This window comes from Georgenia sp. TF02-10 (assembly GCF_022759505.1).
Lineage (GTDB): Bacteria > Actinomycetota > Actinomycetes > Actinomycetales > Actinomycetaceae > TF02-10.
On the sequence record NZ_CP094289.1, the window covers coordinates 2,487,792 to 2,511,511 of the forward strand.

The following is a 23,720-nucleotide window of genomic DNA, read 5'->3' on the forward strand; positions in this document are numbered from 1 at the left end:
TGAGGGTCAGGTAGGTCACAGCTCGCGTGCCGGCCCGGCGCCCGATCGGGACGGCGCTGCCTCTCCCGCGGCGAGCTGCGAGGCACGGCGGGCGAGCGCGTAGGACAGGTCCCGCTCGTACTGTCCACCGGGGCCTGTCAGATCGGCGACGGGCAGCTGGGTGATGGTCGCCCGCGGCATCGGGGTCTCCTCGGCGAGAGCCTCGAGCCACCGATCGACATCCTCGGCGGTGTTCCACTGCTGGATCGGTGTGTGCTTCTCGATGAACTCGCGGCCACCGACGAAGGCGTCGGACTCTGCGAGCTCCTCGTACAGCTGGGTCGCGACGCGGCGGGCGAGATCGGTGCTGCGGGAGCCGATGAGGATCGAGGGCTCGACGTCGGGGTCGTCGGACCACGTGATCACCCCGACCGTGACGAACTGCGACCGCGTTCTCGCCGCGCGGTTGGCGAGCAGCTCCCGGGAGTCCAGGCCGTCGTGGCCGGCGGCCCGCACCAGGTGGGAGATCTGCTCCAGTGCGGCGGACGGGTGCTGGGTGCGGTCGTAGTCCTGCAGCGCCTCGGCGATCTGGGCCAAGGCACGGGAGTCCACGTTGCCCACCGGCAGGGTTGCGGCCGTGCGCCCGAGCGGGCTCAGGCGGGACGGGCCCACGGCGAGTCGGACCGGCCGCCCGCTGAAGTCCTTGCCCTCGTACAACCCGTCGGGCAACTCGGGTGCCGCCTCGCTGGCGTGGCCGGCGAACAGCGGATCGGATTCGGGGTACTCCGGGTTCGGGATCTCCACGTACCGGTCCGCCGCCGCCAGAGTGATGCGCAGCTGCTGCAGCTCCGCGTCGGTCAGCACGCGCAGCGTGCCCGGCTCCTGCGCCTCGGTTTCCACAAGGGTGCGGAGCACCTCGATCGTTGTCAGGTCCGCGAGGAAGGTCTGCTGCGTGGACGCCGACGTGTTCACCCCCGGGTAGGAGTCCTCCTGATGCGACCAGCCGCGGATGCCTTCGCGTCCCTCGGGCGCGGCGAGCGCTCCGATAGACCGTGAGGTGAGCGCCTGATCGACGATCCCGCGAGCCTGCGCCCATGAGCGTGCGGCGATCTCGAACACGACCGGTACACGCACACGCCACAGCTCTCCGCGGTCACCGTCGTCGGGAAGCTCCGCCATGATGGTCCCTCCTACCTCTCTGGTGCGCACGCCTCGCGCACATCACAGAGGTAGGCGCCGCTCACGAGCGTTCGATGGTCGCTTCCTTCCGCGGTCTTCTCAACCCACTCCGGGTGTTCGCCCGGCCGGCGGGTCAGGGGTCGGTGTGCCGCATCGCGACGCGGTCGATGCGTGAGGCGATCAGCGGGACGAAGCTGGGGTCCTTCTCGATCGCGACCACCCGCATCCCTTCCTCCAGCGCCGCCTCCACCGTCGCGCCCGAGCCGGCGAACGGCTCCAGCACAAGGCCGCCGTGCGGGGTGAGCAGGCGCACCAGCCACCGCATCAACGACAGCGGCTTGACCGTCGAGTGCGAGACCCCGAACGCGCGGGGCCGCTCCGTTCCCGGCGCCTTGTGCTCGTAACGGAAGATCGGGAACCGGCTCGAGGCCGGAGTTCCTCGCCAAGAGCCGGTCAGCAGATCCAGCGTCTCGGCCTGCGCGCCATCCAGCGCCACGTTGGCTGGCCAGCGGCCCTCGCCGAACCGTGCCGCGTCGATGTGCAACGCCCCGGTGCCATGCGTCAGCACGCTGCCGACCACCGTGCCCGGGACGGGCTTGCGGGCGATGATGATCGGCTCGAACGACGGCCGCAGCCCCGTGCCCCACCCCGCCCATTGCTTGGCGTCCTCGCTGACCGGTGCGCCCTGCTGCACCACCCGACGTGTCGCCCCGAGCACTCCCTCCCGCTCTGACTCCTGCACCACCCGGTCTGGGCGCAGTACCCCGTTGCGCTTGTCCAGTGCATACGCGAGGTCCATGCTCTTGGGCATCCCCGAGGAGTACAGCCACGCGATCTGATCGCGCACCTCGAACCCCGCGTCTTCGATCCCGCGCACCATGCGGTGCCACGTGCGGGTGCCGCCGAACGCCGCCAGGTGCGCGCCCGGCTTCAACGCGTGCAATGCGCCGCGTGCCCACGCCGCGCACCATGCCTCGAACACCTCGGGCGCGGTCATTGTCGAGAGGTCGATGTCCGGCAGCGATTCCGCGAACCCCGCGGCTCCGTCCCACGCGTGCCCGTTGAACTCCAGGCCATAGGGTGGATCGGTCACCAGCGCATCCGCCACTCCGGCGGCCAGTCGGGGAAGGACCGCGACCGAGTCCCCACCCAGGATGACCGCTCCGTCCCGGTCGATCTCGACAGGAAGATCGCCGGCTCCGTAGGCATGCGGAACCTCGTGCGGCATGGAGTACCTGCTCTCAGAGCATGTTCGCCGCCGTTGCCCGACGAAGCCCGTGCCAGCCAGGTACGCCCACCCGGACGCCCGCCGATCACCCATGCCGCCGCGTCCCGGGCACCCCTTCGGTCGTCGACCAGCGGACGCCCGGGCCTCACTCCAAGTGCTCCACACGATCGGCAATCGACGTCGAAAGCAAGGCACATCGCAGCAGATACCCATGACGCTTGGCGTGATCGACGTCTCCCTCAGTCGCTGCCTAGGACCGTCGGGGCGAGATTCAATCGCTGCCGTGCCGCACCTTCACTTGCGGCAGCAGGGATCCACTTGCGACAGCAGGGATCCCCGGTCCACTAGCCACGTCCTTCGCTGGCGACCATCGCCGACAACACTGAACGGGAATGGATGATGACCAGAAGCTCCGCCGGCTCCGGTGCGCCTGATGAGCGCCATCACTCTCCAGAGGAAGTTCATGCGGTCCCTGTCGCCGCAGAGGACTCACATCGGACGGGCTACGCGACCGAGATCGAGAGGCTGGATCGGCTCATCGAGGATGCCACTCTCCACCGCCAGCTCCTCGTCCTCCGCGCTGGGACGCAGCTGCTGACGCAGGTGCACTCCGACCTTGCGAGCTTCTCGGTGGTGCACGATCGAGACGTTTGGAAGGTGGTCGCAGCGGCTGATCAGCACGGGCAGCCGATCGCCGTCAGTGAGGCGACCTTCGCCACGCTGAACGACTTCTTCGCAGAGCGAGGGCTCGTCGACGCCGACTCGCATGCGGGTCCAGTCGCGCTGCAGGTGGACGTTCACCGTGAGACAGATGCAGCTCGCCCTGAACGCAGATTCATCGACGTCGCGGCGCTCGACGAAACCGACTTCGATGCGGTCATCGAGTCTGCACACGATCGGTTGGACTTGACTGAGCCTGGTCGCACTCGCCGAGACTTCACTGTCCAGATCCGGGACGGGTTCACCTTCCAAGGCGGCCTCACAGACGACGAGGTCCAGCAGGCGACCGAACTCGCGATCCGGTACTACCGGCGAATCATCTCTGCGGGCGGCGGTGCGGTCGACGTCGAAGCAGAGAGCTTCCACGAGGCCATCGGGATCGCGGCGCGAGAGCTCCTGCTGGAAGACGACGCAGACGATCACCACCGGGAACCTCTCTCCGGCCGATCCCGTCCTCTTGAGTGACCGCGATCGACGAGAGACACGCGTAGGCGGCGCAACGAGGCTCCCAACGCTTGATCCCTCGCCCTGATTCCAGCCGTGGGGCCACGTGCGGCGAGGCAGAGCGGACCAGGGGGTGCGAACGTCGGCGTCACGGAGTAGCATCACTAATCGAACATCTGTTCGATTCGATCGGAGTAGGTCATGCTGGTTGCAGCCACAGAGCAGCAGGCTGTCGTCCGCTACGAGCAGGGCCGCCCGGAAGAGCTGCGGTGGCGGGACGAGAGCTGGCGTGTGCTCGATGTCCCCACCCGGATCGGAGTTCATGACGATGCCGCTTACTCCCCGCTCGTCACGCATCTACCCTCGCCGTGGCCCGGATGGAGATTCACCGCCAGGTCCGACGACGGGACGTCGTATGTGTTTGATATCCGCGAGCTGAGCGACGGGCGGTGCGAGGTGCTGCGTGTATACGAGTGACCAGTCACCACCGCTGCCCGCTGGCGTCGAACTCCGCCCGCTACCGCCGAGCTCGCGGAGGATCCGAAACCATTCCCCGGAGTGGGATGTCTGGATCGACGGCCATCGCAGTGGCCACATCGAGTCATGGACGGTCGCAAGCGCCGCGGCGACGTTCTACCGCGCGACCGCCATCCACCCCGAGACAGGTCAGCCGATCCCGCTGGAGTCGGACACGAGTCTCGCCGACCGCGTCGAGAAGGTCATCGCCGCCAGACGCGACCCGGACAAGTACGTTCATAAGGCGTCCTGGGAGTAGTCAGGCACGTGCGGGCATAAGGGACCTGGGGCTCCGGATCGGCTCCCTGGTCGCGCACGCGGCTCCGCCTAGTCTCCGAGCGGTGCGTCCTCCGCGCCTCTGCATCTGCGGACGGAGTTGCCGAGCACGGCTGGGGCTAGGAGTCCACAAGCAGGCTCGACAGCGAAGTCGTCGGCCTAGCCCCCTCTTCGGCGTTGGCCTGCCCGGGTCCCAGATGCCTGATTCGAGAACTGTACTCGCGCGGACCGACGCCGAACCGCCGTTTGAACGCGCGGCTCGCGGCAGACTGGCTCGCCCAGCCTGCCTGGCGGAAGGCCTCGGTAGCTGTCAGCGGCGTGGTCGCCAACAGTTCCGCGACGCGATCAGTTCGCATCTGCCACAGTAGGGCGCCGGGACTGATCCCCAACTCGTTGCGGAACAGCCTGGTCAGCTGCGATTCGGAGAGCGATACGCGCGTCGCGAGAGCGCGTAGCGTCCAGGGGTGGCGCAGGTCTGCGCGAAGCGCACGCACGGCCTGTGCGACCTCTCGTCTTGGAATCAGAGCGGGAGGAGCGTCGTGCGCTGCATCGTGGGTCGATCCAGCGATCCGGGCGATGTCGTCAAGCAGGCTCGACACCAGGGTCAGCACGGTGAACTCTTGACCCTGTTGCTGGCCGACCGACGCGAGGCTCAAGAGCTTGGGAGCCAAAGTGCGCATCTGCGTCTTGCCGATACTCAGGGCGCCCAGCGCCTGTCCCTCGGTTGCGGCCGAACGGAGATGATGCGTGAGGGGGTGCGCTGGCGGCATCCATCGCAGCTGAGTACTCACGTAGTCGCTCTGCGTGTACAGGGTCACCGTCTCGACCCCGCCAACCGGATCAGCCGAACACCAGACGCCAGCGGGGAACGCAACGATGCTGCCAGCCTCGACGTCCATGGGCCCGAGTCCTGAGTTGAGCCGTGCCCAGCCTGATGTGACGAAGACGATCTTCATGCCGTCGACGACGATCCGATTCGAAGGGTTGAGACGAGTCAGGGCGTGTGCGGTGATCGGGAGCGACGAGTGCGGAAAGAGGTCGCTCTCGCTGAGCCGGGTCGTACTCGGCCCCGAGTACGCGTCACTCTCACGGGGCCATCTCGCCGCTACCTCAGCCGCATCCACGGTCTACGGGAGGCGATACGGAAGAACGCTCGAAGTCCTCGGCAGCCTCCCGCGCGGCGGCTCGTCGGTCCAGCTCACCGAGGAGACTGAGTGGCCGCGCTGCGTAGATGGACCTCATCTTTCGACGCTAGGCGTGCAAGTTCGCCCCAGTCCAACAACAAACTTCTATGGATACCCGCCTGTCGCTCGTTGACGAGTCGGCTCGATGTCGGCTCGTTAGATCTCACGTCGCGCTTCGGTAATCGCTCCATGCGGCATAAGCATGGCTGCGAAAGCCCGCGCGAGCGCTCCGGCTCGCGACCCGACCCGCAGGCGAATCTGCCACTCCACCGCGCCTCGCTCGAACCCCACTACAGCGAGTCCCTTTGCCTCCGGCTTCGCCGCGACGGACTCGGGCACAACCGCGACTCCGAAGCCTCGGGCGACCAAGTTGAGCAGCATGTGGGCGTCCGCCACAGTCACCGATGTCTCGCGCCTCACGCCGCGACGCCGTCCGTCGGCGTCCAGCACCTGCCGCGCCGCCCACGTGGGAGCGAACTCGACGAAGCGTTCGCCCGCGAGGTCCGTCCACGCGGACCATGCGCGGCTCGCGAGACGGTGGTTTGGCGGGAGAAGAAGAACGAAACTCTCCCGCCGCAGCACGGTCTCACCTGAGACACCCCCAGGACGGTCCTCCTCGTCCGGCCCCGCGACGACCGCAAGGTCAAGATCGCCGGTGCCGATGAGGGCGTTGAGGTCGGCAGTGGTGCCATGTTCGAACGTGATCTCCGCCGCTGGGTGGTGCTGCGTGAACGCCTCCAGCAGATCCGGCATGTCGAGCAGATCTCCGAGGCATTGTTCAGCTCCGATCCGCACTGAGGTCGGGCTGAATCCCGGGGTGTGCGTGAGGTCGAGTTGCGCGGCGCGCGCATCGGTGAGCATCCTCAGCGCACGGGGCAGAAACGCCTGACCGGCGCCGGTGAGGGCTGCGCCGTTGCGTCCTCGGTTGAAGAGTCGAGCGCCTACTTCTCGCTCCAGCGCCTGAATCGACGCGGACAAACCAGGCTGACTGACAAAGGACCGTTCGGCAGCGCGCGTGAAGTTTCTCTCCTCAGCCACCGCGACGAAGAACTCGAGCTGCCGAACATCCATGCCTTCCTCCTCTTCGAGTCTGACCGGGATACATCGGGGGCGCTGTCGCGTGCTGTGACTGCGGTGCCCGCGCCGATCGCTTCTCTGTGCCGGCGCCGCTCAGGCACGTTCGAGTGCGGGATAGAGGGCCTCCAGCGGCGCCGACAGGCCCGCCTTCAGGTTGCGGCTGGTCTGATCGGCGAGGACTTCGAAGTCGCCTGCCTCGAGGCCGTCGAAGATCGCAGCCACGATGACAGCCGGGTCTTCCTTCGGGACGTCGAGCCCGGCGGTCATGGGCGTGTCGGTGTAGCCGAGGTGGGCTCCGACCAGATGGGTGCCCTGCCCCAGCAGCTCCACCCGCAGCGCGTTGCTCAGAGACCACAGCGCGGCCTTCGTTGCCGCGTACGGACCAGTGCCCAGCCAGCTCAGGGCCGAGTGGATGTTCACCACGGCGCCTCCGCCGTTTCCCGCGAGAACCGGGGCGAACGCCTGGGTCACGGCGAGCTGAGCGAACACGTTGGTCTCGAACACCCGCCGGACGTCGTCGAGCGACACCGTCAGCGCCGGCTGGCCGCTGTCGGAGATTCCGGCGTTGTTGATCAGGATCGTTGTGTCTGACGCCTGGGAGGCGGCAGCCTCGATCGAGCCGCTCGAGTCGATGTCGAGCCGAAGCGCGACGATCCGGGGGTCTGTCCACTCGCGCGGGGAGCGCGCGGTCGCGTACACCTTGGCGGCACCGCGATCGAGGGCCTGGTGGACGAACTCTCGACCGAGTCCTCCGTTCGCGCCGGTGATGAGGACGGTGGCGTCGGTGAGTGAGTTCTTGCCTGGAGTCGTCATGAGGACGTGGTTGCCTTTCGTCGTGGATCGCCGTGACGGCGTCGCAGTGGTACCAGATGGAGGACGACAGCGGCGGCGACGGCGATCATGACCACTGCGACGCTGCCGGCGAGCAGCCCGGCCAAGAGGCCGTTCGCGGTGGCGACCGCTCCAAGGGTGAGGGCGATGATCGCCTGGATCAGATAGCCGGCGAGGTACGCACTCGAGGTCACGCTCGCTCGCCGCTCGGGTCTTGCGCTCGCGGTGATGAGGTTGATGCCGCCGGAGAAGATCAACGCGTATCCGGCGCCGCCGACGATGGATGACACGATAAGCAGCGGCAGTACGTGCGAGACACCGGCTGTGGCCATCAGGATCTGCCCGAGCGCGATGCTCACGGCCCCCAGCGGCAGCGACAGGGGTGGGGCGAGCCTTCCGGCCACCAATGCGACCGTGCCGATCGAGGCGGCGGAGACCGCCAGGACGAGCCCGTTGACGAGCGCGTCATCCGACCCCACCGCGTCCTTGGCGAACTGTGCGCCGATGCCGAGGAAGACGGCACCGAGGCTGTAGGCGGCGGCGATCGCCAGCGTACCCGCGACGAACGGCCGCGGTCGTTGGGGCAGCGCCAACGGCTGGGGTCGCCAACGCTGTCTGGCGGCGGGCGCATCCCGCGGCAGGAGAAGCGCGAGCAGCACGGCGCCCGCGATGGTGACAAGCAGCACGATGAATCCGGAGCGGAGCGGATCTGGGCCGTGCTCGACGGATGCTCCGCCGATCGTGAGCGCGCCGATCAGGCCCACGGAGGTCGCGACGGTAGTGATCCGCCCTGTTCCGGCCGACGCCCCGTCTCTCGCCGATGCAGCGATGACCGCGGTCGCCGGTCCCAGGCCGACGCCGACGCCGAACCCCATCGACGCGCGTCCCACCAGAAGGAGAGGCAGCTCCGACGCGGCAAGGAATGCGCCCGCACCGAGGGCGAGAAGGAGCAGCCCGACGAGGATCGCACGGCGCGCGCCGACCACCTCCGACAGATTCCCGAGCAGCAGTAGGGCCAGGATCATCGCCGCCGGATAGACCGCGAACACCGTGGTAGTCCCCAACGTCGTCAGCTGCCACTGGCTCACGTACTCGGGATAGACGAGCGTCGGTGCTGCAGATGCCCACAGCGCGAGCATGACCACAGCCGCCCCGGCCAGTCGGCTGCCTCGCGGGCCAAGCGCACGCACCATTCACCCGCCTCTCTCAGTAGGAGATTCCAACTTAGTTATCTGAATAGTAGATCACAACTCAGGCCACTACGATGGCACCATGACCGCACCGACTGAACGCAACGCCCGGTGTTCCGTGGCCCGCAGCCTCGAAGTGCTCGGTGAGAAGTGGACGCTGCTGGTCGTACGAGAGGCGCTGTGGGGCATCACTCGGTTCCGCGACTTCCGGGAGCGGCTCGGCGTCGCCCCGGACATCTTGGCCGCGCGATTGGACACCCTTGTGCGCGGCGGGGTCTTGGAGCGCCATCCCTACCGCGAGGCCGGACAGCGACAGCGCGATGAGTACGTGTTGACCGAGGCTGGCCAGCAGCTCAAGACGGTGCTCGCCGCGTTCGTCGCCTGGGGGGACGCGCACCGCCCGTCCGAGTACGGCCCTGCCAGCGTGTACGTCGAACGTGCCACGCAGGAACCCGTCCGGCTCGCGTTCCTGCGCGCGGACGGCATGGAGCTGGATTCGCAGGACGTGATGTCGGTTCCCGGCCCGGGGGCGCTGGCCGCCGCAGGCTGAGGCCTGACGTCGCCGCCTCAGTGTCGCGCGCGGTCACCCAACGACTCGAGGCTCGAGTCCAGCGAGGCGGCCAGATGGTCGGCGCGGCCCGTCGCGAGCAGGATCACGACTCCTCCGTAGATCCCCGCGACGATCGCTTCCGCCCGAGGGCCGGGCGTCACCTCGCCGGCGATCAGGCCCTGCTCCCGCATCCGATCGATGCCGTCCGCGATCTTCTTCGTCCACGTCGCCAGCAGCTCCTGCACAATTCGGTCCCGCACCGCATCGGTATCGAGCTGCGCGGTGAGGACGGCGAGCGGGCATCGTCTGCCCAGGAGCCGGTAGCGCTCGACGACCAGGTCGCGCCACGCGAGGCCCTCGAGTCCGGTGTCGGCATCGAACGGCTACTGGACGTCGATCCCGACGTGCTCTTCGTCGCCACGGACGGCCCGGGGACGGTGTTCGAGACCTGGCAGACCAACTCCGCCTGGGCATCCATGGCCGCAGCCGCCGACGGGGCGATCTTCGAGGTCGACCGCAACCAGTGGGCTCGCTTCCGTGGTCTGCAGACGGCGGAGCTGATCGCCGAGGAGATCGTGCAGAACGTGGTCGGTGAGCGCTGACCTTCAGGCACCGGTTGTGCCGCGGACGGTTCACGACCGTCCGCGGCACGTCGGTGCCGTTGCGGTCATCGTCGGCGGCGCGCTCGCGTCGGTCGTGGTCGGTCTGCTCAGCCTCGGTGTCGGACCGACGGGCATCAGCTGGTCAGACTCCCTGGCAGCGCTGCTCTCCGACGAGCCATCCCGGCTGCGCAGCCTGGTCTTCGACGTGCGACTGCCGCGCGCCGTGCTCGCAGCCCTCGTGGGAGCCAGCCTCGCCGTCGCCGGCTTGCTCGCGCAGGCCCTTACGCGTAACCCTCTAGCCTCGCCCCAGACCTTCGGGATCAACGCCGGCGCCGCCGTCGCCATCGTCCTCGCGACGATCGCGTTTCCGAGCCTGGGCGCACTCGGCACCGTCGCCGCACTGATCGGTGCCGGCACCGTCGGCGCACTCATGTGGTTCCTGTCCACCACGGGCGCCGTCACCGTGGTAGGCCTCGCGCTGGCCGGCATGACCGTGCAGATCGTGCTCTCCGCTCTGGTCCAGGCGATTCTGATCATGAACAACTCCACCCAGGACATCGTCTTCTGGCTCGCCGGTTCCGTCACCGGTGCCGACTGGTCCGACGTCGCCCTGCTCGCACCCGCGACCGCTGCGGGGTGCGCGGTGGCAACTCTCGGAGCGCGCTCGTTCGCGCTGCTCACCCTGGACGCCTCCACCGCAGCCAGTCTCGGCCAGCATCCCGCCCGCGTCGCAGGAGGAGCCGCCGTCATCGTCGTCGTGCTCGCCGGCGCAGCCGTGGCCGTCGCGGGCCCGATCGGCTTCATCGGCCTGATCGTGCCTCATATCGCCCGTCGTCTGGTCGGCGCCCGATTCCTCACCCAGCTGCTCGCCTGCATCGCCCTCGGCCCTCTGCTGCTGCTCGCCGCCGACGTCCTGGCCCGCCTCGTCGCGTTCCCCACCGAGACACCGGCAGGTATCGTCACGGCGCTGCTCGGCGCCCCGGTCTTCTTGATTCTGGCCATCCGTGCGAGGCGCGCATGAGCACGACAGCACCCGCCACCCCGACCCCTGTGGCCATCACCGAGCCGGTCCGCAGCGAACGATCCAACGGCGCCACGCGCCGCGCCGTGGTGATCGCCTTGCTCGTCGTGGCGCTTGTCGGCCTCACTCTCGCCAGTGCGGGCTTCGGTGCGGTCGCGTTGAGCCCCACGACTGTGCTCGGCGGGCTCCTGGGTGGCGAGCAGTCGTTCATCGTGCAGCAGTACCGGATGCCGCGCATCGGCGTCGCCGTCCTCGCCGGGGCAATGCTCGCCCTCGCCGGTGTCTTCCTGCAGTCCGCCGTACGCAACGTCCTTGCCTCTCCTGACGTCGTCGGGGTGACCAAGGGAGCGGGCCTCGGGGCCATGGTCGCAACCGTCCTGACGCCCCCTGCCGTGCTGTGGCTCGCCGTGCCGCTCGGCGTCGTCGCGGGAGCTGCCCTGGTCACCGTCCTCCTGCTGGGCATCGCCCGGCTCGTCGGGAGCCGGGGTGCCACCCTTGCCCTCGTCGGTATCGCCATCGCCGCGCTCGCCGGAGCGGCCATCCAGTACCTCATGGTGGTCTTCCCCAGCTACGCGGATCAGGCGATGGTGTGGCTCGCGGGGAGCGTCTACGGCAGCACGCCGAACGATGTGGTCTTCCTCGCGATCTGGGCGACCTGCTGTGTTCCGCTGATCATCGTGTGCGCCTCCAGGCTCGACCTGGCCGCGTTCGACGACGACACACAAGGCAGTCTGGGCGTCGCGCCCGCCAGCAACCGTGCGCTGTTCGTCGTCACCGCCGTCGTGCTCTCCGCCGGCGCTGTGGTCGCCGTGGGCGGCATCGGCTTCCTGGGACTGCTCGCCCCGCATTTGGCCCGGCTCCTCGTCGGTGCACGAGCGAGGTGGCTCGTCCCTGCCGCCGCGCTGCTGGGAGCTGCGCTGCTCGTGCTCGCCGACCTCACGGGCCGAATCATCGCTCTTCCCAACGAGATTCCCGCCGGCATCGTCGCAGCCATCGCGGGTGGACCCTACCTGCTCTTCCTTCTGCTCAGAGAGGCCAGACGACATGGATGACACGACGACTGCGCCCCTCATCGAAGCTCGCAGCCTCACAGTCGGATACCGCGCGAGCGCCGCGATCCTCGAAAACGTCGACTTGCAGATCCCTCCCGGGAAGATCACCGCGCTCATCGGCGCCAACGGAAGTGGCAAGTCCACCCTGCTTCGCACGCTCGGCAACGCGCTCGAGCCGCTGGGCGGGCAGGTGCTCCTCGACGGGACGGACCTGCGTCACGTCCCGCGACGCCGCATCGCGCGGGCCGTCTCCATGCTGCCGCAGCAGCCCGTCGCGCCCGAAGGGATCACGGTGCGGGGTCTCAGCGAGTTCGGCCGGCACCCGCACCGCGGCTTCCTGTCTCGCCAGACCAGTCAGGACCGCGACATCGTGGACCGCTCTCTGGCCGCCGCCGGCCTGCAGGAACTCGCCGACCGTCCCTTGGACACGCTCTCGGGCGGGCAACGCCAGCGAGCATGGATCTCCATGTCCCTGGCGCAGGACACCCCGGTCATGCTGCTGGACGAGCCAACCACCTACCTGGACATCGCGCACCAGCTCGAGGTTCTCGACCTGCTCGCCGACCTGAACACCAACCGGGGCACCACGGTGGTCATGGTCATCCACGACCTCAACCACGCTGCCCACTTCGCCCACCATGTCGTCGCCCTGCACGACGGACACGTGCATGCCGCGGGCAGTCCGCGAGACGTCCTCACCGAGCAGCTTGTCCAGGACGTGTTCGGCGTCGGATCGGTGGTGCTCGACCATCCCGTCACCGGCGCCCCGCTCTGCCTGCCGGTGCCGCGCACGGCGCACGCCGGCGCAGCATCCACCGGGGTCGTCGATACGCTGGCGGGCAGGGAGGTCAGCACACCATGAGCCAACTCGCCCACGGCAACGTCCTCGAGGAGCGGATGAGAACGCACGGCGCGAAGCTCCCGCGCGCCGAGCGCACGATCGCTGAGTACCTCCTCGGCGTCGCCTCGGAGGAGCTGCCGTTCCTCGGGGCGAGTCAGATCGCCGCGGCCACCGGCACGAGCGATGCGAGCGTCATCCGTACGGCACGGAGCCTGGGATTCTCCGGGCTCCCTGAGCTGAAACGAGTTGCGAGCCGTGCGCGGAAGCTCGAGACCTCACGCGCAGAGCGGCTGGACGCTCACCTGACGGCGCTCGGTGATGACCTGCACGGGGTCGCTGGTGCTTTCCACGACGCGATGCGCGAACTGCTCGACGACAACGAACAGCTCCTCGACCTCGCGGCTCTGGACCGTGCGAGAGCGGCAATCCGGGCGGCCCAGACCGTCTGGACAGTGGGCATCGGCACCTCGGGAGCTGCGGCACTGCATCTGGCCGACCAGCTCACCCGAGCCGGCCATCCGGCCAGGTGGACCCGAGCGACGGGTTTCGACCTCGCGAACGAACTGCTCGGGGTCCGCCCGGACGACGTCATCGTCCTGTTCCACGCCGCCCGCCCCATGCGCGAGTTCTCCGGGCTTATCTCGTGGGCCAAGGCCGCCGGCGTGCGGCTCATCCTCGTCACCGGCACCCAGCTGGCAGAACAGCACGCTCACGACGTCTTCGCCGTGCTCCGCTGCGTCGGCACCGCCTCTGAGCTCGCGCGGTGGACGATCGCAGCAGTCCAGCTCGCTGAGCTGCTTGCGGTGGTGGTCGCCGCGTCCGAGCCGCCGCGTAGTGCCGATGCGAGCCGCCGTCTCGCCGAGCTCCGGCGCAGCATCACCGACGAGTCCTCGAACTAGGCTCGGCCGGCACGCGGTCGACTCACCAGCCAGGTGACCGTCATCTCTGCCACGGTGACGCCGTGGGCATCGGTCATCACGACGGAGACCTCGAAGGCTGCCCGCCCCTCCGATGCGAGGCCGTCCCGTACTTCGCCTGACGGCTGGGCGAGCCGGGCGTCGGCACGGATCACGCCACGGGCCAACGCTCGATAGTTGATCCGCGCATCAGTAGTCAGCGGACGCAGACCCGACAGTTCCGTCCCGAAGATGCCGATCACCGCAGCACCGCTGGCAGCCTCACCGAGCGTGAACAGGGCGCCCGCGTGCTGGCTCCCGACGTGGTTCCTCGTCTCCGGCGAGTCACGGAGCACGGCCTCGGCATGATCCGTGGAGGTGTTCGTGAAGACGATCCCGACATGATCGGCGAACGGTACTCGCGAGCCGAGAGCCTCTGCGATCAAGGCCTCGGCTCCAGAGCCCTCTGACTGACTCGTCGGATCGTGCGTGGTCACTAGTGGGTACTCCAGCCACCGTCGATGACGAGCTCAGCAGCAGTCACGTACTTCGATTCGTCCGATGCCAAATACAGCATCCCATAGGCGATGTCGATCGGATCGCCGACGTGCGGTGGCAGAGGGATCTCCGTCGCGTACTGCTCACTGATCGACTCCTTCGTGTAGCCGAGTCCGGCGGCCATGCCGGTGTACACGGCACCCGGGTGGATCGAGTTCACGCGCACGTTGTCTTTCGCGAACCACTGAGCGGCGTGCTTGGTCAGCGACCGAACAGCACCCTTGGAAGCCGAGTATGCAGCGCCACCACCGTCGGCAAGGCCGCCGATGATCCCACCGATGGAGGACACGTTCACGATCGATCCGCCACCGTGCTGTTGGAAGTGCGGGAGGACGGCCTTCATGCCCAACCAGACCCCTGTGGTGTTCACGCCGAGCACCTTGTTCCAGTCGTCGAGCTCAGCCTCGAGCACTCCCTTGGCGATCTGGATCCCCGCGTTGTTGACGAGGACGTCTACTCCGCCGAAGGCTTTCAGCGTGTGGTCGAGCACGTTCAACCAGGATGCAGCATCGGCTACGTCAAGGAGGACGCTGGTTGCCTGCCCACCTGCGTCGACAATGGCCTCCGTCTCACGACTCAGCGCTTCAGCCGCCACGTCGGTGAGCACCACCGTTGCTCCCTCACTCGCGAAGAGTTGGGCGCCAGCCAGGCCCATGCCGCTCGCGGCGCCCGTGATGATCGCTACCTTCCCGCTCAACCTGCCCATGTCTGCTCTTCCTTTCCAAGGTGGACTTCACCTTCGTGCTGCGTTCGATCCGTGCTCTTGTTCGACGTCGTCGAGGCCCCACAGCGGCAGGAGCGCGCTCAGCCGTTCTGCCACTACTTCCGGCGACAAGGGCTGGGCCTGCCGAAGCCAGCTCGTCAGGGCCGAGATCGTTCCGCCCGCCAGAAAGTGGGCCAGGTCTTGGACATTCCGCTCGTCCGACTCAGGCGAGCGTGCGATCGCTGGCAGAAGCTGTTCGGCGAGAGCATCGACCACTGCCTCGTGGGCGCGGCCGCTCACGGGCCAGTCCAGAGAAGCTCGGTAGAAACTGCGCCGTGCATCGATGTGAGTCACGAGTTCTCCGATGGTGGCGCGCACCGAGGCCCTCGGCTGGACGCCGTGCATCTCTTGCAGCGACTCCGACAGCATCACCACCGTGAGCTCGTCCAGTCCTGAGAACTGGGCATAGAAGGTCGGGCGACTCACACCAGCATGACGCGCAATCGCAGCGACAGAGATCTCCTCGGATCCGGACTCGCTGAGCTCAGCAACAGCCCGGTAGATCGCTTGCCGCGTCCGGGCAGGCCGCGGGTCGACTGCCCTCGCGCCTTGCTGGCTCCGTTGCATCTCCAAAGCCTACGGTATTTTCCTAACACCTGTAAGGAACTGTTTGACCGGCTTCTGCCATGCAGGTCGCGCACCTGCTCGATGTGACGGTGTCCATCCGGGTGATGAGTGCGGGTCAGGGCTACCGGTACCTGCTGAACTCCGTTGTGGTCGGGGACGGTGACAGGGACGCGGCGTCCGCGCTCACGCGGTACTACACGGAGGCCGGGACGCCTCCTGGCTTCTGGGTCGGCACAGGGGTGACTGGACTGGAGACGCTGGCACAGGACGATCAGGTCTCCGAAGAGCAGCTGTGCCGGCTGATGGGCCGCGGCCAGCACCCCGACACCGGCGAGTTGCTCGGGCGTCCCTACCGGCAGTTCGCGACGGCTGACCAGCGGATCGAGCGACGAATCAACCGGCTCCCCAAGGACCTCGGGGACGCCGAGCGAGCGACGCACATCGCATCCATCACGGCGGAGGAAACCGCCAAGCCGACCGGCTCCCCAGTGGCGGGGTTCGATCTCACCTTCTCCGCACCCAAGTCCGTCTCCACCCTCTGGGCGATCAGCGACGCCGGCACGCAGGCGCTCATCGCCCAGGCCCACCACCAGGCGATGAAAGACGTCCTCGACCTCATCGAACGCGACGTCGCCATGACGAGGATCGGGACTGAGGGTCCGCGCGGCGCGGTCGCGCAGGTCGAGGTCCGCGGTGTCGTCGCCGCTGCGTACGACCACTACGACTCCCGGGCATCAGACCCTCAACTCCATACCCATGTCGTGGTCGCCAACCGGGTGCAGGGAGTGCACGACGGCAAGTGGCGCACCCTCGACTCTCGAGCCCTGCATGGCGCCGTCACGGGGCTGTCCGAGCACTACAACGCCGTCCTGTCCGATCACATCACCCGCCTCCTCGCTCTGTCCTGGGAGTCCCGCGACCGCGAGTCCGGACGGATGCCCCGGTGGGAGATCGCGGGCGTCCCGCAGGAACTGATGGACGAGTTCTCGTCGCGCACGAAGGACATTGAGCGGGTCAAGAACCGTCTGGTCGAGGAGTACACGGCCAAGCACGGGCGCCAGCCATCCCGGGCACAGCTGTGGCAGATCCGGCAGCAGGCGACGCTCGAGACGCGGCCACCGAAGGAGCTGTACTCGCTGCAGGAACTGACCCGGCAGTGGCGAAATCGCGCCGACCGGGTGCTCGGCACCGAAGCTGTGGCCTGGGGGCGCGATCTCGCCGAGACCGGTATCGGCGAGCCGCTTCTTCGTGCCGATGACCTCCCGCTCGAGCGTCTCGAGGAGCTCGGCGGTCAGGTCGTCGAGCAGGTCGCGCAGCGGCGGGCGACCTGGCGGCGGTGGAACCTCCATGCCGAGGCGGTGCGGCAGACGATGCCGTACCGGTTCGCATCCGCAGCAGACCGGGACGCGGTTGTCTCGCTGATCGTGGACGCGGCCGAGGCATCATCGCTGTGGCTGACCCCGCCCGAACTGGCAAGCAGTCCTCGGGAGTTCCAGCGCCACGACGGGTCGAGCGTCTTCCGCCCGAAGGCCTCGGTCATCTTCTCCTCCGAGAGCGTTCTCGCGGCAGAAGAACGTCTCCGCCTGGCAGGGCAACAGAGGAAGGCGCCCACGTTGGACCTGGGGCTGATCGCCCGTGCCGCACGTCCACGACGACCCGGGCGGCGCGCGCTCGGGGCCGATCAGCAGGACGCGATCGGGAAGGTCGCCGTGTCCGGACGGCTCCTCGACGTGCTCGTGGGACCCGCCGGGACAGGCAAGACCACCACGATGCGGGCACTGCGCCACGCATGGGAGACCCGGTACGGCAAAGGCTCGGTGATCGGCCTCGCCCCCTCCGCGGCCGCCGCCGCCATCCTGGGCGAGGAGCTCGATGTGCAGACCGAGAACACCGCCAAGTGGCTGCACGAGCATGCTCGAGGACGGTGGGATCTGCGCGCCGGGCAACTGGTCATCATCGACGAGGCATCCCTGGCAGGCACGTTCGCGCTCGACCGCATCACCGCCCATGCCGGGGAGGTCGGTGCCAAGGTGCTCCTCGTCGGCGACTTCGCCCAGCTCCAGGCCGTGGATGCCGGCGGCGCGTTCGGAATGCTCGTGCGCGACCGGGACGACGCCCCGGAGCTGCTGGACGTGCGGCGCTTCCGCAACGATTGGGAGAAGCGCGCTTCCTTGCAGCTGCGGCTGGGCGACGCTGACGCCATCGACGCGTACATGGAGCACGACCGCGTCACAGGCGGTGAACACGACCACGTGCTCGACGCCGCCTACCACGCCTGGTCTCAAGACCTGCAGCTCGGAAAGGCGTCGGTGCTGATCGCAGAGACGATCGAGACCGTGACCGACCTGAACGAGCGAGCCCGCTCGGACCGCATCCTCGCCGGGACCGTCGCTGACGGCGGAGTCCCTCTGCATGACGGGACTCACGCATCGACCGGCGACGTGGTCATCACTCGCCGGAACGATCGCCGTCTCGCCCTCGGCCGGGGGTGGGTGAAGAACAACGACCGATGGATCGTCACCGACACAGCCGACGACGGCTCCCTCACCGTTCGGCGAGAGAGCTCCCGGTGGCGCAGCACCATCACTCTTCCCGCCGGGTACGTCGCCGAGCACGTCGATCTCGGTTACGCGATCACGGCGCACCGCGCACAAGGCGCCACCGTCGACACCGCGCACGCCGTCGTCTCCAGCCCCGAGATGACCCGCGAAGCGCTCTACGTCGCCCTCACCCGGGGCCGAGAAGCAAACAGTGCCTACGTCGTGACCGACCAGCACCACGTCGAGCAGCACCAGCACCGTGACGACTTGCAGAACACCGCACGATCCATCCTCTACGGGATCCTCCAGCACACCGGCGCCGAACTGTCCGCCCACGAAACGATCACCGCTGAGCAGGACGAGTGGGCATCGATCCGCCAGCTCGCGGCCGAGTACGACACCATCGCACAGTCCGCGCAGCACGACCGATGGCTGGGGCTCTTGCGCACCGGCGGTCTCGACGACGCCCGCATCGACGCGCTCGTCACCACCGACGCCTACGGTGTGCTCTCGACCGAGCTGCGCCGTCTCGACGCCGAAGGGCACGACGTCGACACCCTGCTGCCGCAGGTGGTCCAGGCCGGCAACCTCGACGACGTCGACGACCTGGGCTCGATCCTTCGATTCCGGATGCAGCGCGCCGCCAGTCGCTTCACCCCGTCGGCCCGGCGCCGCCAGCTCATCGCCGGCATCGTCCCCAAGGCCACCGGGTCGATGGACCCCGAGATGCGCCGCGCGCTCGCCGAACGCGAGCAGCTCATCACCGACCGAGCGCAAACCCTCGCACGTGGAGCCGCTGCCGACAGCGGCTCCTGGGCAGCGGCCCTGATCGCCACTGTGCCAGCGAAACAGCTCGGAGAGCGCGAGATCCAGCTGCTGGCCATCGTCGCCGCCTATCGGGACCGCTACGCGATCACCGCGCACAGCCCTCTGGGCACCATCCCCGACGCGGACGCTCAGCGCATCGACTACCAGCGCGCCCTTAACGCGCTCGACGCACTCCACAGTTCGGATGACCGCCCGGACACCTCTGGGACGCTGACGCAAGCGCCCGTGCGGCGCACGCTCTGACACCCTCTACCGGATGTCCGGCCTCCGGCGTATCCTGCTGGTAGCGGCAGGACAATAGTTGGCCGAGTTCGACCCCAGTGGTCGGGCGACGCAGACCCCGCCAGGGGACCTCACCATGCACAGGACCAGGCCGCACCGACCGTTGGTTGTGCTGGAATCGAGGACCCTGATGCTGTTCCGCAATCTCTGGGCGCTGAGCGTCCGTACACGCGCGTTCCTTCGCCGCCGGATGCCCACCAACATCCTGCTCGCCAAGCTCCGCACCCGCCGCGGACTCAAGTGGGGCGTGCCCGCGATGGGCCTCGCCCTCGTCTACCTCTTCGCCGCCGCGACCTGCGTCACGCTCGTCGAGCGCGGCTGGTCGCCCTGGCTCTACCTGGTCTTCGCCATCTGCCTGTGGAACGCACTCAAGTTCCTGCTCTTCGGCCCCATCAGCGCCATCCTCCTGATCCGCGCCCGGATCACCGAGCGACGTGCACGTCGCCGGGACCTGCGCGCCGAGCGACTCTCCGGCGCTGTGGCGGTCTCTCGGCCCTGAGCGAGCACCGGCGGAGCACTGCTCGGATGCCGACACCCTGCCCTGGTCGTGCATTCACGTAGGCGATTTGTCCAGGGATCGCGTAGGTCTGGCCGTTTCCGCCGGAGACCTGTCGAACTAGCGTCGATAGCACTCCGGGGGCACCCGGCTCCCGGGATCATCTAGGGAGCATTGATGCTACATACTAAGGAGAACGTAAGTAAGTCGACTCCGGTCCGTTATGCGGTGATGTAGCGGAGATCTGGATCGGCGAAGAACCCGCGTACCAGGTGCGGTAGTTTCTGGAGGCGGTGGAGCGCGGCGATGACGTTGCTCTTGAACTCCTCGGCGGTGCGTGGGGCGGTGCGCCCGACGCGGTCGTGCTTGACGTTCTTCCAGACCCACTCGTCGGGGTTGAGCTGTGGTGAGTAGGCGGGCAGGATGAACACCTTCAGCCGGCCGTCGGTGGAGGCGATGAACTCCTTGACCTTCTTGGCCTTGTGGGTGGAGTGACCGTCGACGACCAGGTACACCCCGCCGCCGCCGTCGCGGCCGGTGTCGGCGAGCAGCTTCTTGCAGAAGCTGATGAACTGGTCGGCGGTGAAGGAGCCGGTGTAGGTGGCGAACCGCAGCTTTCCGGCGGGGGTGAGCGCGGAGATCATGTTCAGGGAGTGCCGGGCCCCGGTGGCCTTGACCACCGGGGTGCGCCCGACCGGGGCCCAGGTGGTCCCGGCGTGGTAGTCCGAGCGGATGCCGGCCTCGTCCGCGAAGTACACCGTCGCGCCCTCGGCCTTGGCCGCCGCCCGGATCGCGGGGAACTCCTCCGCCTTCCACCGCTCCACCGCCTCGGGGTCGGCCTGCCAGGCCCGCCACAGCGGGCGCTGGGGCGACAGGCCGAGCTTCCTGAGCAACCGGCCCACGGACACCTCCGACAGGTGCACCCCGAACTCGCGCCGGATCACCTCACGCACCATCGCCCGGGTCCACAGCTCGAAGTCGAACTGGAGCTGGCGCGGGTTGGTCCCGACGATCAGTGTGTAAAGCCGGCGCAGCTGGCTTCCGTCCAGCTTTGGTGGCCGACCCGGGACCGGTTTGGCCTTCAACGCATCCCGGCCACCCTCACGCGCTCTGGCCAACCACCCGTACACCGTTTTCGCGTGCATCCCCAGCATCTTCGCGACATCTTCCGGGTGGGCCCCGGCCTCTACCGCGTCCACCGCGCGGAACCGCATCTGCTCCAAGGTGGCGTGGTCCAGCTTCCGGCCGTCGTTGTCGCGCATAGAACCATTATGGCAGAAAAGGCCGCCGGAGTCGACCTACTTACGACCGCCTTAGTAGATCGGGACGACGCGGTCCCATCGCCATCGCCGCGGTATTCGGCGTTCTCCTCGCCGGGCTGAGCGCAGCACCTGCGCAGGCTCTGACCACTCGCACTGTGACCTCTCCGGACGGCCAGGTCGAGCTCACGATCACTGAGCAGGCCGATGGGTCGCTGACGTACGCCGTCACCGCCGGCACGACGACGATCTTCGAAGAGTCTCCTCTCGGCATCGCCACCACCACGGCGGACTTCACCGACGGCCTGTCGTTCGTCGGCTCGTCCAGCAGCACGATCGACGACACGTACACGCTGCCCGCGGGCACCGACCCGAGCTACCGTGACCACGCCAACGAGCTGGTCCTGGAGTACGCCAAGGGCGGTGCGACGCTGGAGCTGATCTTGCGTGCCTACGATGACGGCGTCGCCTACCGCTACCGGCTCCCCGGCACCGGCGAAGCGACGATCACGGACGAGATCAGTGGCTTCCGGCTTCCGGCGGGCACGGGCGGCTGGGCGGCACCGTGGAACGGGAACTACGAGCAGGACTACATCTACCGCGACGCGGCCGCGCTCGACAGCGGCGACGACTTCACGATGCCGCTGCTCGCCTCCATCGACAACAACGCGTACTTCACTCTCATCACCGAGGCGAACGTCTACAACGCGAACGCGAGCTACGCCCCGGCGATGCTCGAGGGCGACGGGACGGGCACCGGGCTGCTGAACGTGACCCGTACTCCCGACCAAGCTTTCCCGATCAGCGCCGAGTATCCCTTCCAGACCCCGTGGCGGACGGCGATCGTCGCCGAGGACCTGGACGTGCTGTACAACTCCGACCTCGTGCAGAACCTCAACCCTCCCGCCGCGGAGACGCCGGAGTGGGTGCAGCCGGGCCGTGCGGGATGGACCTGGTACACCGACGAGGACAGCGCCGCCGACATGGACAAGCAGAAGCGCATGGTCGACTTCGCCGCCTCCATGGGCTGGGAGTACGTCACGGTGGACTGCTGCTACACCCCGGAGGTCGACCTGCCCGAGATCTCCGAGTACGCCGCCCAGCGCGGGGTGAAGATCTTCGCGTGGGTCACCGCGGAGCCCTTCGCCACACCTGAGCTGGCGGGCCCCCTGACCGCCGAGCACAAGGCGTACGGGGTCGCCGGGCTCAAGGTCGACTTCTTCCTGAACGACTCGCAGGAGGTGCAGGAGTGGTATCAGTCCATTGGTGACGCCGCCGGCGAGAACGAGCTCATGCTCAACCTGCACGGCAGCACCAAGCCGGGAGGTGAGAACCGCACCTGGCCGTGGCTGGTGACCAGCGAGGCGGTCGCCGGGACCGAGCACTACAAGTACCCGCCGCCCACGACCGCGCGCCTGGACACCACGCTGCCCTTCACGCGCGGGCCGCTGGGGAGCATGGATTACACGCCGACGATGATCTCGCAGAATGACGCGATCCTCACCCAGGGGCACACACTCGCACAGTCGATCGTGTTCACCTCCGCGATGATCAACTACGCCGACTCCGCGGCGGCCTACGAGCAGTTCGCCGGACGGCATCTGATGCGCGCAGTCCCGACGGTCTGGGACGAGTCGCATGTGGTCGAGGGTTTCCCGGGAGATCACATCACGGTCGCGCGTCGCAGCGGTGAGGACTGGTTCATCGGCGCGATGACCGACCCGGCGCGCACTGCGTCGGTCCCGCTGGACTTCCTCGACACCGGCACGTACACGGCGACGATCTTCTCCGATGACGCGGACGGACGCGTGGAGCTGTCCACGCAGCAGGTCACGAGCGCGACGACCCTGGCGTTGCCCATGATCGCCACCGGCGGCAGCTCGGTGCACATCTCCAAGACCCCGCTGGAGTTGATCGGGCACGACGATGTCCGCTACGAGGCCGAGGACACCGGCAACGTCCTCAGCGGTGGCGCCTCGGTGGACAACTGCCACGGATGCTCGAACGGGCAGAAGGTCGGGTTCCTCGGCCAGGGTGGCGCGGTGGAGTTCACCGACGTGCACGCGCCGGAGGCGGGCACCTACCGGCTCGCGTTCAGCTACACCTCCGGTGATCCCCGGGACATCCGCGTGAGCGTGAACGGGACGGCGCAGCCGGTCCTCGAACTTCCCGACTCGGGCGGCTGGGAGTACCTGCACTCGTGGTCGATCGATGTCCCGCTGCAGGCCGGTTCCAACTCCGTCACGTTCGACAACCCGGCCGAGTTCGGTCCGGACATCGACGCCCTCACCGTCTCGCGCGCTACCGAGGCGGAGGCCCCCGGGAATGTGCTGACCGGCACGGCGAACACGACCTCCTGCACCGAGTGCGCAGGAGGTCAGGCCGTCGACGGCCTCGATGCGGGCGCGCTGGAGATCGTGAACCAGTCCGTCACCGCACCGGGAAACCACACGGTCCGGATCGACTACGCCAGCCCGGTCGACGCCACCGTCGATGTGTCCATCGACGGTGGCCCGGCTCGCACGATCACGCTCCATGCGACCGGCTCGGCGGACGCGGTGTCGTCTGTCACGATCGGGCTGCCCTTCGGGGCCAGCCCTGGCACGATCCGGTTCGCGGACGCCACGTCCGCGGACATCGGCATCGACCGGGTCGACGTGACCAGCTGAGCGTCCAGGTGGGGGCTGTCGGTGACACACGTCTCCCGACAGCCCTCACCGTTTCCCCAGGCATCGCACCGGATCCGCGCCACCTCGCCATCGATCGTCGGATCGTCCAGGGGATACGCGGCGATCGGCCATGTCCAGTGTCTGTGTCCGCCGGTAGCGTCGAGGGTAGGCA

Annotated in this window: 21 protein-coding genes; 11 read left to right on the top strand and 10 right to left on the bottom strand. The window is 68.1% G+C overall.

Features of this window, described 5'->3' with window-relative positions; genetic code table 11:
- Window positions 1-15: 15 nt before the first annotated feature.
- Both MF406_RS11275 and MF406_RS11280 read right to left on the bottom strand, forming a co-directional pair.
- On the bottom strand, window positions 16-1,158 hold the full coding sequence (locus MF406_RS11275; RefSeq protein WP_242893394.1) for a hypothetical protein: 1,143 nt from the start codon (window positions 1,156-1,158) through the stop codon (window positions 16-18).
- A 133-nt stretch (window positions 1,159-1,291) separates the two neighbouring features.
- Entirely contained in the window at window positions 1,292-2,386 is a 1,095-nt protein-coding gene (locus tag MF406_RS11280) for a site-specific DNA-methyltransferase (protein ID WP_242893397.1), read from the bottom strand.
- A 396-nt stretch (window positions 2,387-2,782) separates the two neighbouring features.
- Between MF406_RS11280 and MF406_RS11285 the strand changes: the two genes are divergently transcribed.
- A complete protein-coding gene (locus tag MF406_RS11285; RefSeq protein ID WP_242893399.1) occupies window positions 2,783-3,571 on the top strand; it encodes a hypothetical protein in 789 nt (262 codons plus the stop codon).
- A gap of 180 nt (window positions 3,572-3,751) precedes the next feature.
- The gene (locus tag MF406_RS11290) at window positions 3,752-4,027 is read left to right on the top strand and encodes a hypothetical protein (protein WP_242893402.1); all 276 of its coding nucleotides are present in this window, start codon (window positions 3,752-3,754) and stop codon (window positions 4,025-4,027) included.
- A gap of 434 nt (window positions 4,028-4,461) precedes the next feature.
- On the opposite strand, the gene MF406_RS11295 is transcribed toward MF406_RS11290, so the two are convergent.
- The 4 genes from MF406_RS11295 to MF406_RS11310 all read right to left on the bottom strand — a co-directional run bounded on the left by MF406_RS11295 (window position 4,462) and on the right by MF406_RS11310 (window position 8,573).
- The gene (locus MF406_RS11295) at window positions 4,462-5,298 is read right to left on the bottom strand and encodes a helix-turn-helix transcriptional regulator (RefSeq protein ID WP_242893405.1); all 837 of its coding nucleotides are present in this window, start codon (window positions 5,296-5,298) and stop codon (window positions 4,462-4,464) included.
- A 384-nt stretch (window positions 5,299-5,682) separates the two neighbouring features.
- Window positions 5,683-6,597 (bottom strand): LysR family transcriptional regulator, encoded by a 915-nt coding sequence (locus tag MF406_RS11300; protein ID WP_242893407.1) that lies wholly within the window; start codon window positions 6,595-6,597, stop codon window positions 5,683-5,685.
- A 99-nt stretch (window positions 6,598-6,696) separates the two neighbouring features.
- Entirely contained in the window at window positions 6,697-7,416 is a 720-nt protein-coding gene (locus tag MF406_RS11305) for an SDR family oxidoreductase (RefSeq protein ID WP_242893410.1), read from the bottom strand.
- On the bottom strand, window positions 7,413-8,573 hold the full coding sequence (locus tag MF406_RS11310; RefSeq protein ID WP_242893412.1) for an MFS transporter: 1,161 nt from the start codon (window positions 8,571-8,573) through the stop codon (window positions 7,413-7,415). Before MF406_RS11310 ends, MF406_RS11305 begins: the two co-directional genes overlap by 4 nt.
- A gap of 133 nt (window positions 8,574-8,706) precedes the next feature.
- Here MF406_RS11310 and MF406_RS11315 point away from each other — a divergent pair, with 133 nt between their 5' ends.
- The 6 genes from MF406_RS11315 (at window position 8,707) to MF406_RS11340 (ending at window position 13,589) form a co-directional block, all read left to right on the top strand.
- Entirely contained in the window at window positions 8,707-9,174 is a 468-nt protein-coding gene (locus tag MF406_RS11315) for a helix-turn-helix domain-containing protein (RefSeq protein WP_242893415.1), read from the top strand.
- 74 nt (window positions 9,175-9,248) lie between these two features.
- Entirely contained in the window at window positions 9,249-9,776 is a 528-nt protein-coding gene (locus MF406_RS11320; RefSeq protein WP_242893417.1) for a hypothetical protein, read from the top strand.
- A gap of 94 nt (window positions 9,777-9,870) precedes the next feature.
- Window positions 9,871-10,797, top strand: a complete 927-nt coding sequence (locus tag MF406_RS11325) for an iron ABC transporter permease (protein WP_242893420.1) — start codon at window positions 9,871-9,873, stop codon at window positions 10,795-10,797.
- Between the two features lie 29 nt (window positions 10,798-10,826).
- Window positions 10,827-11,849: an iron ABC transporter permease gene (locus tag MF406_RS11330; protein WP_242893421.1), complete on the top strand. Its 1,023-nt coding sequence runs from the start codon at window positions 10,827-10,829 to the stop codon at window positions 11,847-11,849.
- Entirely contained in the window at window positions 11,842-12,711 is an 870-nt protein-coding gene (locus MF406_RS11335) for an ABC transporter ATP-binding protein (RefSeq protein WP_242893424.1), read from the top strand. Before MF406_RS11330 ends, MF406_RS11335 begins: the two co-directional genes overlap by 8 nt.
- On the top strand, window positions 12,708-13,589 hold the full coding sequence (locus MF406_RS11340) for a MurR/RpiR family transcriptional regulator (protein ID WP_242893426.1): 882 nt from the start codon (window positions 12,708-12,710) through the stop codon (window positions 13,587-13,589). The genes MF406_RS11335 and MF406_RS11340 overlap by 4 nt, the downstream gene beginning before the upstream one ends.
- On the opposite strand, the gene MF406_RS11345 is transcribed toward MF406_RS11340, so the two are convergent.
- The 3 genes from MF406_RS11345 to MF406_RS11355 are packed head-to-tail and all read right to left on the bottom strand — an operon-like array spanning window position 13,586 to window position 15,474.
- Complete coding sequence (locus MF406_RS11345; protein ID WP_242893429.1) at window positions 13,586-14,083, bottom strand: DUF4442 domain-containing protein; 498 nt, start codon at window positions 14,081-14,083, stop codon at window positions 13,586-13,588. The two genes, MF406_RS11340 and MF406_RS11345, sit on opposite strands and share 4 nt — an antisense overlap.
- Window positions 14,083-14,850 (bottom strand): SDR family NAD(P)-dependent oxidoreductase, encoded by a 768-nt coding sequence (locus MF406_RS11350; protein ID WP_242893432.1) that lies wholly within the window; start codon window positions 14,848-14,850, stop codon window positions 14,083-14,085. The genes MF406_RS11345 and MF406_RS11350 overlap by 1 nt, the downstream gene beginning before the upstream one ends.
- A gap of 27 nt (window positions 14,851-14,877) precedes the next feature.
- Complete coding sequence (locus tag MF406_RS11355) at window positions 14,878-15,474, bottom strand: TetR/AcrR family transcriptional regulator (RefSeq protein ID WP_256463888.1); 597 nt, start codon at window positions 15,472-15,474, stop codon at window positions 14,878-14,880.
- 59 nt (window positions 15,475-15,533) lie between these two features.
- Between MF406_RS11355 and mobF the strand changes: the two genes are divergently transcribed.
- Entirely contained in the window at window positions 15,534-19,085 is a 3,552-nt protein-coding gene (mobF, locus tag MF406_RS11360) for a MobF family relaxase (RefSeq protein WP_242893438.1), read from the top strand.
- A gap of 229 nt (window positions 19,086-19,314) precedes the next feature.
- Window positions 19,315-19,623 (top strand): sulfate permease, encoded by a 309-nt coding sequence (locus MF406_RS11365; protein WP_242893441.1) that lies wholly within the window; start codon window positions 19,315-19,317, stop codon window positions 19,621-19,623.
- A gap of 218 nt (window positions 19,624-19,841) precedes the next feature.
- Here MF406_RS11365 and MF406_RS11370 read toward each other — a convergent pair whose 3' ends face one another.
- A complete protein-coding gene (locus tag MF406_RS11370) occupies window positions 19,842-20,882 on the bottom strand; it encodes an IS630 family transposase (protein WP_242892089.1) in 1,041 nt (346 codons plus the stop codon).
- Between the two features lie 155 nt (window positions 20,883-21,037).
- On the opposite strand from MF406_RS11370, the gene MF406_RS11375 reads away from it, so the two are divergent.
- Window positions 21,038-23,548: a glycoside hydrolase family 97 N-terminal domain-containing protein gene (locus tag MF406_RS11375; protein WP_242893443.1), complete on the top strand. Its 2,511-nt coding sequence runs from the start codon at window positions 21,038-21,040 to the stop codon at window positions 23,546-23,548.
- The last annotated feature ends 172 nt before the right edge of the window (window positions 23,549-23,720 follow it).